The following is a 603-nucleotide window of genomic DNA, read 5'->3' as shown; positions in this document are numbered from 1 at the left end:
GCCCACCGCCGGGGCCGGCGGCCACCACGACGTCGCCACCGCCGTCGACGAGGTCAAACGGCTGCTCGGCGAGGGCCGCATCACCCAGGCCGTCGACATCCTCGGCGCGATCCTCCCGGCCGCCGCCGCCCAGCACGGCGAGCACTCCCCGGTCGTCCGCACGCTGCGCAAGCAGTACGCGGCCACGCTGATGGACGACGGCCAGTACCGGCGTGCCCTGCCCGAACTGCGGCGCCTGGCCGACGAACGGGCCGCCGAGGCCGGCCCCGCCGACCCGCAGTCCCTCCGGTTCCGCTACGACGCCGCGCAGTGCCTCGAACAGCTCGGCGAACCGGCCGCGGCGCTCACCGAGTACCGGGCCCTGCTGCCGTACTTCGAGAACCGCTTCGCGGAGAACCCGTACACGGCCGCCGACCCCGACCTGCCCTTCGAGCTCCGCCGCCGCATCGGACACCTGCTGCTCGCCCTCGGCGACCGGGCCGCCGCCCACGACACCCTGCTGCGCCTGCTGCACGACGCGGAGCGCCGCCACGGCCCGGGACACCCGCTTCCGGGCGAGGTCCGGCGAACCCTGCAGTGGCTGGGCCAGGTACACGGCTGACC

1 pseudogene is annotated in these 603 nt (G+C 75.8%); it reads left to right on the top strand.

What is annotated here, in order from left to right:
• A pseudogene (locus C1I97_RS38550) lies at positions 1-601 on the top strand (tetratricopeptide repeat protein); the annotation flags it as partial.
• Positions 602-603 lie beyond the last annotated feature (2 nt).

It is taken from the genome of Streptomyces sp. NTH33 (genome assembly GCF_003236365.1).
Lineage (GTDB): Bacteria > Actinomycetota > Actinomycetes > Streptomycetales > Streptomycetaceae > Streptomyces.
This window is presented reverse-complemented; position numbering and strand designations above follow the sequence as displayed.